At 73.8% G+C, this 13,452-nt stretch carries 13 protein-coding genes; 4 read left to right on the top strand and 9 right to left on the bottom strand.

The features are described 5' to 3' along the window. Positions 1-26 precede the first annotated feature (26 nt). Complete coding sequence (locus tag N912_RS57040; protein ID WP_051581339.1) at positions 27-1,166, bottom strand: glycosyltransferase; 1,140 nt, start codon at positions 1,164-1,166, stop codon at positions 27-29. Between the two features lie 88 nt (positions 1,167-1,254). Here N912_RS57040 and N912_RS57035 point away from each other — a divergent pair, with 88 nt between their 5' ends. Continuing rightward, positions 1,255-2,727 (top strand): sugar transferase, encoded by a 1,473-nt coding sequence (locus N912_RS57035; protein WP_245645702.1) that lies wholly within the window; start codon positions 1,255-1,257, stop codon positions 2,725-2,727. Positions 2,728-2,731: 4 nt separating this feature from the next. Here the strand turns inward: N912_RS57035 and N912_RS0136960 are convergent, their stop codons facing one another. The 5 genes from N912_RS0136960 to N912_RS0136940 all read right to left on the bottom strand — a co-directional run bounded on the left by N912_RS0136960 (position 2,732) and on the right by N912_RS0136940 (position 8,150). Continuing rightward, positions 2,732-4,168 (bottom strand): amidase, encoded by a 1,437-nt coding sequence (locus N912_RS0136960; protein WP_037068625.1) that lies wholly within the window; start codon positions 4,166-4,168, stop codon positions 2,732-2,734. Positions 4,169-4,177: 9 nt separating this feature from the next. Further along, positions 4,178-4,837 carry a LuxR C-terminal-related transcriptional regulator gene (locus tag N912_RS0136955; protein WP_245645700.1) on the bottom strand — a complete coding sequence of 220 codons (660 nt, stop codon included), beginning with the start codon at positions 4,835-4,837 and terminating at the stop codon, positions 4,178-4,180. Between the two features lie 8 nt (positions 4,838-4,845). Continuing rightward, a complete protein-coding gene (locus N912_RS61075; RefSeq protein WP_028926376.1) occupies positions 4,846-6,354 on the bottom strand; it encodes a sensor histidine kinase in 1,509 nt (502 codons plus the stop codon). 303 nt (positions 6,355-6,657) lie between these two features. Then, complete coding sequence (locus N912_RS0136945) at positions 6,658-7,713, bottom strand: M28 family peptidase (protein ID WP_028926375.1); 1,056 nt, start codon at positions 7,711-7,713, stop codon at positions 6,658-6,660. Beyond that, positions 7,692-8,150 (bottom strand): HNH endonuclease, encoded by a 459-nt coding sequence (locus N912_RS0136940; protein ID WP_425415365.1) that lies wholly within the window; start codon positions 8,148-8,150, stop codon positions 7,692-7,694. The genes N912_RS0136945 and N912_RS0136940 overlap by 22 nt, the downstream gene beginning before the upstream one ends. 285 nt (positions 8,151-8,435) lie before the next feature. Here N912_RS0136940 and N912_RS0136935 point away from each other — a divergent pair, with 285 nt between their 5' ends. The 3 genes from N912_RS0136935 (at position 8,436) to N912_RS0136925 (ending at position 11,585) form a co-directional block, all read left to right on the top strand. Further along, on the top strand, positions 8,436-9,458 hold the full coding sequence (locus N912_RS0136935) for a mechanosensitive ion channel family protein (RefSeq protein WP_028926373.1): 1,023 nt from the start codon (positions 8,436-8,438) through the stop codon (positions 9,456-9,458). After that, positions 9,455-9,838 carry a globin gene (locus N912_RS0136930; RefSeq protein ID WP_028926372.1) on the top strand — a complete coding sequence of 128 codons (384 nt, stop codon included), beginning with the start codon at positions 9,455-9,457 and terminating at the stop codon, positions 9,836-9,838. The genes N912_RS0136935 and N912_RS0136930 overlap by 4 nt, the downstream gene beginning before the upstream one ends. A gap of 145 nt (positions 9,839-9,983) precedes the next feature. Next, entirely contained in the window at positions 9,984-11,585 is a 1,602-nt protein-coding gene (locus N912_RS0136925; RefSeq protein ID WP_028926371.1) for a glycoside hydrolase family 13 protein, read from the top strand. A gap of 444 nt (positions 11,586-12,029) precedes the next feature. Here the strand turns inward: N912_RS0136925 and N912_RS0136920 are convergent, their stop codons facing one another. From N912_RS0136920 to N912_RS64060, 3 genes are all read right to left on the bottom strand, one after another. Continuing rightward, the gene (locus N912_RS0136920) at positions 12,030-12,671 is read right to left on the bottom strand and encodes a DUF8010 domain-containing protein (protein ID WP_037068623.1); all 642 of its coding nucleotides are present in this window, start codon (positions 12,669-12,671) and stop codon (positions 12,030-12,032) included. After that, on the bottom strand, positions 12,668-13,111 hold the full coding sequence (locus tag N912_RS0136915) for an acyl-CoA thioesterase (RefSeq protein WP_028926369.1): 444 nt from the start codon (positions 13,109-13,111) through the stop codon (positions 12,668-12,670). Before N912_RS0136915 ends, N912_RS0136920 begins: the two co-directional genes overlap by 4 nt. Positions 13,112-13,211: 100 nt before the next feature. After that, complete coding sequence (locus N912_RS64060; protein WP_156994275.1) at positions 13,212-13,397, bottom strand: hypothetical protein; 186 nt, start codon at positions 13,395-13,397, stop codon at positions 13,212-13,214. Positions 13,398-13,452: the final 55 nt, after the last annotated feature.

The following is a 13,452-nucleotide window of genomic DNA, read 5'->3' as shown; positions in this document are numbered from 1 at the left end:
TCCCGAGGCGCCGCCCGGAGACATCGTCAGGACTGACGAACCGGCAGCCGGCGATGCTCGGAGGCCACCGCGAGCGTGACCGAGGCCAGCCGGTCCAGCGTCACCCGCTGGTCGAACCCGGTGGCCCACTCGCCGGCCGCCGCGCCCTCCCCGCGCGCCAGCTCCGGGTCCAGCAGCCGCCGCGCGATGGCCTCGGCGAGCGCGCCGAGGTCACCGGGCGGCACCAGGGCACCCACCGCCGGCGTCACCACCTCGATGAGCCCCGGGACGGCGAACCCGACCACCGGCCGGCCCATCGCGGCGGCCTCCAGCGCGGTCAGCGGCAGCCCCTCCCACCGCGACGGCACCGCCACCAGGTCCGCCGCGGCGAACCAGGGCCGCAGGTCGGCGACGGCCGGCACGAACCGCACCCGGTCGGGCGCGCCGGCCCGCAGCTCGTGTAGCAGCTCGCCCCCGCCCACGCAGGCCAGCAGCGCGTCCGGGCACCGTGCCAGCACCCCCGGCCACCCCTCGACCAGCAGATCCTGCCCCTTCTGCCTGGTCAGACGCCCCGCGCAGACGACCAGCCCGACGTCCTCGGGCACCCCCAGCCAGCGCCGGGCGGCGCGCCTGGCCGCCTGGCTGGCCGGCCGGTACCGGGTCAGGTCGATGCCGTTGCGCACCACCCGCGACCAGCCCACCACCCCCAGCTCGCGCCCCAGCCCCGCCTCGTCGTCGCCGACGCAGACCAGCACGCTGGCCCACCGCACCGCCAGCCGCTCCCACCGCAGGCTCAGCCAGCGGGTGGCCCCGGTCACCGCCAGCCAGGACCAGCCGTGCGGCTGGAAGATCGTGGGCAGCCGGCCGCGCACCGCCAGCCGCCCGGCCAGCCCCGCCTTGGACGAATGCAGGTGCACCACGTCCGGCCCGACCCGCTCGACGATGCCGCGCAGCTCCACCACCTCGCGCAGCGTGGACGGCCCCGGCGCGCGCCGCGCCCGCCAGCCCAGCCGGGGCACGCCGAGCTCGTGCAGCTCGGCGGCCAGCGGGCCGTCGTCGGGGCAGGCCACCGCCACGCACCAGCCGCGCCCGAGCTGGTCGGCGCAGGCGTCCAGGAGGTAGCGCCGCACGCCCCCGCCGGTGGACTGCGTGACGTGCAGGACCCGGACCGCGCACAGCTCCGACATCAGGGCAAGCCTGCCCAGTGTGCCGGTCCGTCCACATCGGCAGTTCTGACGATGTGGCCGGGCGCCGGCCTGTCCGACCCTTCTCGCCGTGTCTCCACACAGCTCGGACGTGCTCGCGCCGTCGGACCCGCCCCGGGTCGGCGGCGCCGGGTACGCCAGCCCGACCGCCGTGCTCGCGCGCTGGGAGGTGCGGCTGGGCCGCGCGGTGATGGTCTCGGACCTGGCGGCCGTGCTGGCCTCGGTGCTGCTGCGGGACTGGTGGGGCCAGACGCCGTCCAAGCCGTACGTCTCCACGCTGCTGGCCGCGGCGGCGGTGCTCGGCCTGATGGCCTGCCTGGCCGCCACCCGCGCCTGGGACCCCAGGGTGCTCGGCCACGGCCCGGAGGAGTTCAGCCGGCTCATCCGCGCGATGGCCACCGCCACGGTGGCGATGGCGCTGCTCGGGCTGGCGCTGCAGATGCCCGAGTTCCGGCCGTGGGTGTTCGGCGTGATCCCGATGGCCGGGTTGTTCGCCGCGCTGGGACGGATGGCGCTGCGCGGGCGGCTGCGGCGGCGGCGCTCGCGCGGGCTGTGCACCCACACCGTGCTGGCGGTCGGCGCGGAGCGCGCGGTGGCCGACCTGATCCGGCGCACCCGCCGCGACCGCAACACCGGCTGGACGGTGGCCGCCGTGTGCACCCCCACCGGGCTGGGCCGGGCGGGCACCGACGAGGTGCTCGGCGTCCCGGTGCTCGGCGACCTCGACTCGGCGGTCGCCGTGCTGCGCGAGCGCCGCTTCCGGGTGCTCTCGATCGCGCCGGCGCCGGGGTTCTCCTCGCGGCGGCTGCACCAGCTGGCCTGGGACATCGAAGGCACCGGCGCCGAGCTGGTGGTGGACCCCGGCCTGATGGAGGTAGCCGGCCCCCGCCTGCACGTCACGCCGGTGGACGGGCTGCCGCTGCTGCGCCTGACCGCCCCCGACTTCGCCGGCGTCCCGTGGTTCGTCAAGACCGCCGCCGACCGCCTCGGCGCCGCCCTGCTGCTGCTCGCGCTCGCCCCGCTGCTGGCCGCCATCGCCTGCGCGGTCAAGCTGGACGGCGGCCCGGTGTTCTTCCGCCAGACCAGGGTCGGCCGGCACGGCGCCCACTTCCGGATCATCAAGTTCCGCTCGATGCGCCCGGACGCCGAACGCCACAAGGCCGGCCTGACCAACGACGCCCACGGCCCCCTGTTCAAGCTCCGGTCCGACCCCCGCTGCACCAGGGTCGGCCGGGTACTGCGCCGCTACTCGCTGGACGAGCTGCCGCAGCTGGTCAACGTCCTCACCGGCTCGATGTCCCTGGTCGGCCCCCGCCCGCCGCTGCCCGAAGAGGTCAACCGCTACTCCCGCGACGCCTGGCGCCGGCTGCTGGTCAGGCCGGGCCTGACCGGGCTGTGGCAGGTCAGCGGCCGCAGCGACCTGTCCTGGGAGCAGTCCGTCCGCCTGGACCTGCGCTACGTCGAGAACTGGACCCTCGCCCTGGACGCCGTGATCCTCTCCAAGACCATCGGCGCCGTCGTGCGCGGCAACGGCGCGTACTGACGGCCTACCAGGCCGGCGGGCGGCGGTCCGACCACGGGGCGGCGGACTCCAGGGCGGCGGCCAGTTCGAGGAGCAGGGCGTCCGCGCCGGGGACGCCGACCAACTGCACGCCGACCGGCAGCGCCGGGGAGTCCTCCGTCCAGCCCAGCGGCAGGCTCAGCGCGGGCTGGCCGGTGATGTTGTAGACGGAGGTGAACGGGGTGAACTCCCGCTGGCGGCGGTAGTCGTCCTCCGGTCCGTCGGCGGTGAACCAGCCGACCGGGCGCGGCGGCTGGGCCAGCGTCGGGGTGAGCACCACGTCGAACTCGGCGTGCGCGGCGATGATCCGCCGGGAGGCGTTGCGCGCGGCCTGCGCGGCGGCCAGGAACTCCGGGCCGCCGACCGCCGACCCGCGCTCGCGCCACCACCGGGTCAGCGGCAGCAGCGCGCCCTCGGCCGCCGGCGGCACCGGGTGGGCGTGCGCGAGCACCGCCCACAGCGTCTCGAACACCGCCACGATGCCGTCGTCGAACTCCGGCTCGAACTCGACCACCTCGTGCCCCAGCTCGGCGAGCAGCACGCTGGCCTTCTGGTACGCCGCCAGGCAGGCCGGATCCAGCGACACCCCGGGCAACGGCGGCTCCGCGAAGCGGCCGATCCGCAGCGGGCCGGGATCGGCCCGCCGCGCCGCCGCCAGGAAGCTCACGCCGTCCGCGACCGGCCGCGAGTACGGCTCGCCGAGCACCGGCACGGCCAGCGCATCCAGCATCGCGGCGGCGTCGGCCACCGTGCGCGCCAGCGGCCCGGACACCGACAGCCCCAGCGGGTCGCCGCCGGCCGGGCCACGGGACACCAGCCCGCGACTGGTCTTCAGCCCGACCAGCCCGCACACCGAGGCCGGGATCCGGATCGACCCACCGCCGTCGGTGCCGTGCGCGGCGGCCACCATGCCGCTCGCCACCGCGGCCCCCGCCCCGCCCGACGAGCCGCCGGCCAACCGCCCGGTGTCCCACGGCGTGACCGTCGCCGCGCGCCCCTCCGGCTCGGTGTACGGCGGCAGCCCGAACTCCGGCACCGCCGTCTTGCCCAGGCTGATCATGCCGGCCTCGGCCAGCAGCCGCGCGGAGTCGTCGTCCACGTCCGGCACGAACTCCCGATACACCGCCGAGCCGAACGTGGTCCGCACCCCGGCCGTGGTGGCCAGGTCCTTGATCGCGGTGGGCACCCCGAACAGCGGCGGCAGCCCGTCGGCCGGCCCCGACAGCCGCGCGTCGGCGGCCCTGGCGGCGTCCAGCGCGCGCTCCGGGGTCAGCGTGACGAACGCGGCCAGCGCCGGGTCCAGCCGCTCCACCCGCCGCAGCGCGTGCTCGACCAGCTCGACCGCGCCGATCTCACCGCGCCGCAGCGCCTCGGCCTGCTCCAGCGCGGTCAGCTCATGCGGTTGGGTCCCGGGCGGCGTCACACCCAAGATCTACCATCGCGGTGCCTGGCGGACCAGGGCGACGGCCTCCAGCTGGGAGTTCACCTCCAGCTTGGTCAGGATGGCGCGGATCTGGGTGCGCACCGTCGTCATCGAGACCACGAAGTGCGCCGCGATGTCGGCCGCCCGGTTCCCCTCGGCGAGCTGCTCCAGCACCTCCCGCTCGCGGGCGCTGAGCCGCCCGAGCCGCCGGGCCAGCTCCCGCTCCGCCGCCACGTACCCCCGGTGCCTGGCCAGCCAGCAGCGGTGCTCCTCCTCGGACATCACCGGCCTGCCTGCGGCGGCGGCCATCACCGTCTCCAGCAGGTTCTCGAACGAGCTGGACTTGGGCACCGAGCCGATCGCCCCGGCCGCGATCGCCGCCGCCACCCCGGGGGTGTCCACGCTGCCGCTGACCACCAGCGGCTGCCAGCCCCGCGCGCACAGCGTGGTGACCAGGTCCACGCCGTTGACCCAGTTGCCGTCCGCGTCCTGCCCCAGGTCCAGGTCCAGCACCACCAGCCCCGGCCGGAACCGGCTCGCGAACGCCTCGATCTCGGCGATCGCCCGCACCGGCACCTGGTGCGCCTCGAAGCCGTGCCCGCGCAGCGCCATCCGCAGCGAGGTACTGAACAGCTCGTGGTCGTCGATGATCAGGATCGGGTACGCCACCGCCGCCCTCACCCGGCCTCGGACACGGCCTCGGACACGGCCGGCATCGCGGACGCCGCCATCGGCAGCTCGATGACGACGGTGCACCCGGGCCGGGCCGGCCGGCTGGGCAGCATCCGGATGGTGCCGCCGTTCTCGTCCAGCAGCTTGCGGCTGATGAACAGCCCCAGCCCCTGCCCGGCCGACCGCTCGCCCCGGACCCGCCGCTCGAACACCACCCGCTCGGACAGCGCCCGCAGCCCGGGGCCGAAGTCCGAGATCCGCACCCGGACTCGGTCGCCCCGGCGCAGCGCCTGCACCCGCACCGGACTGCCCGGCGCGTGCCGCGCGCAGTTGGCCACCACGTTCGCCACCACCTGCGCGAGCCGCTCCGGGCAGCCGTTGGCCCACAGCTCGGGCTCGGCGTCCAGCCTGATGTCCATCCCCCTCGTCCGCCACAGCACCACCAGGTCGCGCAGCACCGGGTGCAGCGGGTAGTCGACGGCCGTCACCTCCGGGGGCGGCTCGCCGGACAGCAGCGTGTCCAGCCTGGCCAGCTCGGCGGCGACCGCCGAACACAGCTCGGCCTTGTCCCCGTGCGTCCGCCCGGCCAGCACGCCGGTGGCCCCGGCCAGCCCGGCCAGGCCGTTGCGCAGCTCGTGGTCCCGCTCGGCGAACCGGTCCAGGTCGATCTTCGCCCGGCGCAGCTGCTCCTGGTGCTCGGTCGAGCTCTCGTCCACCGCGCGCAGCGACCGGTAGGTGAGCTGCGCCAGCCCGAGCAGGGTCAGCGCCACCCCCAGCTGGCGCAGCGCGGAGAACGCCAGCCCGGGGTCGCCGAGCCAGCCCTCCACCGCGCCGGCCCGGTCCAGGTGCGCCAGCGCGGTGACCACGACGCCCATGCCCACCCGCCCCAGCGGCGCGCCCCGCCGCCACCCCACGACCGTCAGCAGCACGCCGGCGGTCACCCCGCCGCAACCCAGCAGCACGCGAGCCGGCGGGAACGAGCTGATCGCCATCGTCCGTACCGGGTCGAGGCTGGCCAGCCACGCGGCGGCCACCGTCACCAGCAGCCCGAGCACGACCCCGGACCAGCTGCTCAGGCGGGTGAGCCGAAGCGGCGGCCACACCGCCATCAGCAGCAGGCCCACCATCACCGCGTACGCGGCCATCCGCGCGGCGTCGGCGATCGGGTCGCCGGGAGCCAGCAGCGAGCTGATCGTGCTGGCCGGCACGCCGACCACGCTGTAGAGCGCCAGCGCCCTGCTGATGCAGGTCAGCCGGTGGTCGTGGGTGAGCCGTCCGACCAGCGCGGCCAGGATCGAGCCCATCGCCGCGAACGCGGCGGTCGCCAGCGCGAGGACCAGCGAGGCCGGCCGCACCGGGATGGCGGCCCGCACCGGCTCCAGCCCGGCCACCGTGACCACCGCCACCGAGGCCAGGCCGACGACGGTGAGCTCGCGCGCCAGCCGGGCGGCCGAGCGCCTCGGTGGCATCGACCCGTCGGGGACGCGGTCGGCACGTACCGCAAGCGAGCACATGCGCAACTCCCGTTCGCTACGGCGCCCGACCTGCCCCGACAACATTCCGGGCGCCCTCACCCACACAGCCCTATCCGGAAAATCCAGCCGTTCGGATTACCACTTTCGTGGAGCAAAGCTAGCAACGGTCATGTGCTCAATCAAATATCGCAGCGAATGCGTTACCAGACAGAATCAATCGCCACCCGAACAGAGCAGGTGACGGACTTACGGAATGCCGGCGTCGTCAAAATTGACGATGCGGGCCGCCACGCAGAGGCCTGACCACCGAGTTTGAATTGAATTCAACGCGGGGAACAACTGTTAGTTACTTGGCGGCAGCCCGGCTCCGGCGAAGTAGCCCATCGCCCCCGCGACCGCGTCGACGTACCTGTCGAACACCACCGGGTCCACGTTGTCGATCCGGTCGCAGCCGGAGTGGTAACAGGCGTCGAACGGCTGCCCGGCCGCACCGCCCCAGCCGCGCGCCTGCGCCTCGGTCTTGCGGTCGTCGGCGCCGGCGAGCAGGCCGCCGGTCGGGATCTCGGCGTCCAGGAACGCCGCGTAGTCCGACCCGCCGTCGAAGTCGACGGTCTCGGTGGTCACGCCGAGCGCGGCGAACTGGTCGGTCAGCACCCGGCCGACCCGCTCCGAGCCGGGCGGCCCGGACCGCGCATCGCCGCGCCCGCGCCCGCCCTGCACGAAGTAGCCGGCGTTCGGCGAGCCGAGCATGTCCAGGTTGAGGTACAGCTGGATGCTCCGCCGCCCGGTGCTGTCCAGGCCGTCCACGTAGGACGTCGACCCCTGCAGGTCGTCCTCCTCGGAGCCCCAGAACGCGAACCGCACGGCGTTGCGCACCTGCGGCGAGCCGCCCAGCCGGGTGGCCAGCTCCAGCAGCGCGGCCACCCCGGTGCCGTTGTCGTTGATGCCCGGCCCCTTCGGCACCGAGTCCAGGTGCGCGCCGGCCATCACGACCTGCCGGGGACTCCCGGTCCGGGTCTGCGCGATCACGCTGCGCAGCGTCGTCCCGGCACTGTCGTCGCCGTCACGGCCGCGCCCGCGCGAGTAGGTGGGCATGCTCACGTCGTAGCCGGCGGCCCGCAGCACGCCCGCCACGTAGTCCACGCTGGCGTCGTAGCCGGGGCCGGGGGACGCGCGGTTGCCGTTGTTCCGGTCCGCGATGCGCTGCAGCGCCCGCAGGTGGCCGAACGCCTCGGAGCCGCTCACCTCACGGACCAGCCGGGTGCCCAGCGGGCTGTCGGTGGACTCCCCCGCCGCCGACCCCGAGCCCGGCCCGGCGGCGCAACCCGTGAGCGCGGCCACCACGACCGCGACCGCGACGGTGGCGCCACCCGGGCTCAGGCGGCGGCCGCGAGCCACGGCTCCCAAGTCGGGTGCGGTTCCACGGTGAGCAGCCACACGCTGCCCCGGCCGCGCCTCGGGGCCGCCGGCGCGGTCCGCAGCACCCAGCCGAGCTCGGAGAGCAGCCGGTCGGCCTTGCGCGAGTTGCACGGGCGGCAGGCCGCCACGCAGTTCTCCCAGGAGTGCCGGCCGCCCCGGCTGCGGGGCACGACGTGGTCGATGGTGTCCGCGCGCTTGCCGCAGTAGACGCACGAGCGCTTGTCCCGGCGCAGCACCCCGGCCCTGGTCATCGGCACCGACGCCCGGTAGGGCACCCGCACGTAGCGGGACAGCCGCATCACCGACGGCACGGCCACGGCGAGGTTCTCCGAGCGGAACGCTCCACCCTCCAGCGCGGCCTGCACCAGCTCTGCCTTGCCGCTGAGCATGAGCACCACCGCGCGTCGCGCGGTCACGACCGCGAGCGGCTCAAATGTCGCATTGAGCAAGAGCACCCGGGACGTCACCGCGCCGCCACCCCCTACCGGTCTCCGGCGCCGGCGCGCGCCAGTAACCGGGACGCCGCCCCGCGTAACGAGACGGCGCCGAAGGGGCCGGGTTGTCGTTCCGGCAACGTGACCACCTCCAGTGGGCTACCCGCGCATAGTCGACCACACTATGCCCGGGAGCGCACCTGTGAACCGGGGTGTGTCCAACCCGGGTCCGCCTCGCCCACGGCCACGCCCGTAGCCTCGACGGACGTGGCCGATTTTTCCACGCTCCCCGAGCTCCCCTCCGCCGACCCACCCTTACCGCCCGCACCCGCCCCGGCCTGCGCCTCCGACGCCGGCTCCTGGTGCTCCAAGGTCTTCGGCTGGACGCACAGCGAGTTCCTGGCCCGCTCGGCCGACCTGATGGTGGACCGGGCGCTGGCCATCGCGCTGATCGTGCTGCTCGCGATCGGCGCCAGGGCGCTGCTGCACCGGCTGATCACCCGGCTGACCCAGGGCGCGCTCAACGGGCGCAACCTGGTGCCGGGGGTGGTGCGCAGGCGGGCGCCGGCCGGGCTGCGCGAGATGGCGGCCCGGTCCGAGCGGCGGGCACAGCGGGCGAACACCATCGCCTCGGTGCTGCGCTCGATCACCTCCACGGTGGTGCTGGTGATCGCCTCGATCATGGTGCTGGCCGAGTTCGGCCTGAACCTGGGCCCGATCCTGGCCTCGGCCGGCATCGTCGGGGTGGCCATCGGCTTCGGCGCGCAGAACCTGGTCCGCGACTTCCTGTCCGGGATGTTCATGCTGCTGGAGGACCAGTACGGGGTGGGCGACGTGGTCGACGTCGGCGAGGCCAGCGGTACCGTGGAGGCGGTGGGCCTGCGGATCACCACCCTGCGCGACGTGCGCGGCACCGTCTGGCACGTGCGCAACGGGGCGATCCAGCGGGTCGGGAACAAGAGCCAGGGCTACGCCGTGGCGGTGGTGGACCTGCCGTTGGCGCACAATGCCGACATCGAGCAGGCCACCGAGATCGCCGCCAGGGTGGCGGCCGAGGTGGCGGAGACCGACGACGTGGCGGAGCTGTTGCTGGAGCCGCCCGAGGTGCTGGGAGTGGAGACGGTGACGGTGGAGGGCCTGACGCTGCGGGTGACCGCCAAGACGCGGCCCGGCCAGCAGTGGGCGGTGCAGCGCGCGCTGAACGCCGCGATCTCCGCCGCCTTCGACGACGCCGACCTGGAGCGCCCGTACACCGCCACCCCGCCGCCGAACCACCGGAGCCAACCGTGACAAGCGTCCAACAGTTCTACGCCGAGGTCGGCGGCGCGGAGACGTTCCGCGCCATCGTCGGCCGGTTCTACCAGCTGGTCGCCGAGGACCCGGTACTGCGCCCGATCTACCCCGAGCAGGACCTCGGCCCGGCCGAGGACCGGCTGCGGATGTTCCTGGAGCAGTACTGGGGCGGCCCGCGCACCTACTCCGAGCAGCGCGGCCACCCCCGGCTGCGAATGCGGCACGCGCCGTTCCGGATCGGCCCGATCGAGCGGGACGCCTGGCTGCGCTGCATGCGCATCGCGGTGGACGAGGCGAACCTGGACGACGAGCACCGCAAGGTGCTCTGGCAGTACCTGGAGATGGCGGCCGCGAGCCTGGTCAACAGCGGTTTCTGAGCCCCGCCGTATCTCTGTTGCCGCGAAGATCGACAGGGCTCTATTATCGCTTTCGGACACGCACAGCAACCAAACTCCACCGTTCGGTGGTTTAGTGCTGGCGCGGTCGGGCCTAGAGACCGCTTTCTTGGCAGGATGAATCTTCGTGCAACCCAGCCAGCACCCGGCCCCCGGGGTGGAACGGCCATGGTGGCACGACGCGGTTTGCTATCAGGTATACCTGCGCTCGTTCGCAGACTCTAACGGAGACGGCGTCGGCGACCTCGACGGGGTCCGCAGCCGGCTGGGATACCTGGAGCTGCTCGGCGTGGACGCGCTGTGGCTCACCCCGTGCTACCCGTCGCCGATGGTCGACGGCGGCTACGACGTGGCCGACCCGCGCAACATCGACCCCCTGTTCGGCGACCTGGCCGCGTTCGACACCCTGGTCGCCGCCAGCCACGAGCACGGCATCCGGCTGATCCTCGACCTGGTCCCCAACCACACGTCGGACCAGCACGAATGGTTCCAGACCGCGCTGAACTCCGCGCCCGGCAGCCCGGAGCGCGACAGGTACCTGTTCCGCTACGGCCTCGGCGACGACGGGGCCACCCCGCCGAACAACTGGCCCAGCCAGTTCGGCGGCCCCGGCTGGACCCGCGTGACCGAGCCGCACGGCCAGCTCGGCCAGTGGTACATGCACCTGTTCGCCCCCGAGCAGCCCGACCTGAACTGGTCCAACCCGGACGTCTGGGCCGACCTGGAGAAGACCCTGCGGTTCTGGCTGGACCGGGGCGTGGACGGCTTCCGCATCGACGTGGCGCACGGCATGGCCAAGCCGCACGGGCTGCCCAACGCCGAGCCGCACCAGTTCGGCCTGGCCGACGGCGGCCGGGGCCCGGACATCCGGTTCGATCTCGACGGGGTGCACGAGGTGCACCGGATGATCCGCTCGGTGGTCAACGAGTACCCGGGGCGGGCGCTGGTCGGCGAGATCTGGGTCGGCGACGACGAGCGGTTCGGCCGCTACCTGCGCCCCGACGAGCTGCACCTGGGCTTCAACTTCCGGCTCACCACCGCACCCTTCGACGCCGACACCATCCGGGAGGCGATCGAGCACTCGATGGCCGCCGTGGTCACGGTCGGCGGGACACCGACGTGGACGCTGTCCAACCATGACGTGCCCCGCCCGGTGACCCGGTTCGGCGGCGGCGAGGTCGGGGTGCGGCGGGCGCGCGCGCTCGCGCTGGTCGAGCTGGCGCTGCCGGGGGCGGTGTTCCTGTACAACGGCGAGGAGCTGGGGCTGCCCAGCGTGGAGCTGCCCGACTCCGCGCTGCGCGACCCGGTCTGGGAGCACTCCGGCCACACCCGCCGGGGCCGCGACGGCCACCGCGTCCCGATCCCGTGGGAGGGCTACGAGCCGAACTACGGGTTCACCGACGGCGACGAGACGTGGCTGCCGATGCCCGACGACTGGTCGTCGCTGACCGTCGAGGCCCAGCTCGAGGACGCCAGCTCCACGCTCTCCCTGTACCGGCACGCCCTGGAGATCCGCCGCACCCATCCGGGTTTCGTCGGTGACGAGCTGGAGTGGTACGGCGCCCCCGAAGGCTGCTTCGCCTACCGCCGCCCCGGCACCACCCTGGTCTGCGCCCTGAACACTTCTCCCGTGCCGGTGCCGCTCCCGCCCGGCGACCCTCTGATCAGCAGCGCGCCCCTCACGGACAACGGCGAGCTGCCCCCCGACACCGCCGTCTGGCTGGCCTGAACAACGGCCCGGTGCCGCCGCCGAGCGCACGTGGCCGGACACGGTGGCCAGCCGCGCCTCGGAGATAGACCGACGGTCGGTCTGTCTTGGTGATGACCGTGCTCGCGCACCTGGCACGACCAGCGGCACAGGCTCACACTCCGCTCAGCACGGTGAACAGCCACCAAAGACCGACCGACGGTCGGTCTATCTCGGTGATAACCGTGCTCGCGCACCTGGCACGACCAGCGACACAGGCACACTCCGCTCAGCACTGTGAACAGCCACCAAAGACCGACCGACGGTCGGTCTATCTCGGTGATAACCGTGCTCGCGCACCTGGCACGACCAGCGACACAGGCACACCCCGCCCAGCACCGTGAACAGCCACCAAAGACCGACCGACGGTCGGTCTCTCTCGGTAACGGCAGCTGTCGTACCGTCACCGCGGCCGGCTGCTCGGGCTCACACCCCGCTCAGCGGCAGCAGGAACCGGCGGTGCACGGCGGCGCCGAGCGGAGTGTCCAGCCGCAGCCAGGCGTCGGCGGCGCTGGCCCGTACCGGATCCGGGCCGTCCAGCAGCCCCATGCCCGACAGCGCGAGCAGGCACCGCATCGGCACCCGCACGCGCGCCTCGTCGCCGTGAACTGTCACCGCGGTCTCGTCCAGGGTCGCCGTAGGCAGGGCGCGCGGGCGGATGCCGTGCTCGTCGGCGCGCGCGATCGCGCGGTTCGCCAGCGCCGCCAGGTCGGCCGCCGGAGTCTCGGTGACCGTCCGCCAGCCGGTCGCGGGCGGCAGCTCGCCACGCCACCGATCGCCCGCCGGGCCGCCCGGGTCGACCCGGTCGCCGCGCACCACCGCCAGCGCGGTGAGCAGGTCCCTGGCCGGCACCGTGAGGTCGGACGGGCGCAGCTCGCCCGGCACGTCCCTGGTCACGAGCACGCCGAACGGCGTGGTCGCCCATGCCGTTACCCGGTCACCTCTCGCGCACAACCTGACCAGCGCGGAACCGTCCAGCCGCACCACCCTGGCCACGAACGAGCCGAAGCCGTCGCGTTCGGACCCGTCCGGCACGGACAGCACCGGTCCGGCCGCCGGCGCGCTCATCCGGCCCGCACGGGCGACACCGCCTCGTCACCCCACCGCGACAGGAACTCCCGCTCGACGTCGGTCAGCCGGCGCGGGCGCTCGGCGACCAGGTCGTACGGGACCATCTGGGTACGGGCGGTCACGGCCACCGGGTCGTGCTCCCCCGGCCCGGTGCGCAGCTCGTAGTCGATCAGGAACGAGGCGGCCCGCACCTGGTGCGCCCACATGCTCACCCGCACGGACTGCCCCCGGTACGGGATCTGCCGCTTGTAGTCCACGCTCAGGCTGGCCACCAGCAGCCCGTCGCGCCACGCGTCGGCACCGTCCCTGGCGGCGCGGTGGAACACCAGCTCCACCCTGGCCTCCTCCAGCAGCGTCACCGTCCGCGCATGGTTGACGTGCCGAAAGACGTCCAGGTCCGCCCACCGCAGCGGGATCTCCACATGGAACCGGCTCACCGCGGAACTCTCGAGTGAGGGTTGTTCACGATCTCCTCGTCCTCCGAATCGTTCGTCGCCCCGCCGCGGGGTGAGGATCCGATGTCGACCGCCTCGGTCCTCACCAATATATGTGGCGCCAGATCACGCCCACGAAGGCGACAACGATCAAGGTGACGATCATCCTGATCCAGGGGGTCCAGCTCGGGTCCTGGAGCGTCTTGTCCAGGATCTGCAGGAAGGTGATCCTCGGCGGCGGGTGGCCCCCCGGCCTAGGTTGATCGCTCTTTGCGGGTACCTTCGGCATATGCCGCCGCCTTTCCGCGCCTCAATGCCGGTTGTAGAGGGGTAGTGGCACGAAC

The sequence above is a fragment of the Actinospineispora acaciae DSM 45401 genome (genome assembly GCF_000620785.1).
GTDB lineage: Bacteria > Actinomycetota > Actinomycetes > Mycobacteriales > Pseudonocardiaceae > Pseudonocardia > Pseudonocardia acaciae.
The sequence above is the reverse complement of the archived record's forward strand: the minus strand, read 5'-3'. Positions and strand labels throughout refer to the sequence as shown.

Bases quoted from the DNA above. Each gene is read 5' to 3' on its own strand.
- N912_RS57040 (WP_051581339.1), bottom strand. From the start codon at position 1,166: ATGTCGGAGCTGTGCGCGGTCCGGGTCCTGCACGTCACGCAGTCCACC.
- N912_RS61075 (WP_028926376.1), bottom strand. From the start codon at position 6,354: ATGTGCTCGCTTGCGGTACGTGCCGACCGCGTCCCCGACGGGTCGATG.
- N912_RS0136920 (WP_037068623.1), bottom strand. From the start codon at position 12,671: ATGAGCGCGCCGGCGGCCGGACCGGTGCTGTCCGTGCCGGACGGGTCC.
- N912_RS64060 (WP_156994275.1), bottom strand. From the start codon at position 13,397: ATGCCGAAGGTACCCGCAAAGAGCGATCAACCTAGGCCGGGGGGCCAC.